Consider the following 213-nt stretch of genomic DNA (forward strand, 5'->3'; position numbering starts at 1 on the left):
ACCCGGGTCGCGGTCGAGCCGCGGCACGCGTCCTGGTGGACCCCCGACGTCCGCTCGGTGCTCACCGACCGCGGGGCCGCGCTGTGCTGGGCCGACCGTGGCTCGCGCCCGGTCACCCCGCTGTGGCGCACCACGGACTGGGGGTACGTCCGCTTCCACCAGGGCCGGGCCGCGCCCTGGCCCGCGTACGGCCGGACCGCCCTGCGGAGCTGG

At 79.3% G+C, this 213-nt stretch carries 1 protein-coding gene; it reads left to right on the plus strand.

The features are described 5' to 3' along the window. Positions 1–213: DUF72 domain-containing protein (locus EF918_RS36620; RefSeq protein WP_148141397.1), on the plus strand; the 213-nt coding region annotated here is incomplete at both ends.

Origin of the sequence: Streptomyces sp. WAC06614, assembly GCF_003949795.1 — a bacterium.
In the GTDB taxonomy this organism is placed as follows: domain Bacteria; phylum Actinomycetota; class Actinomycetes; order Streptomycetales; family Streptomycetaceae; genus Streptomyces.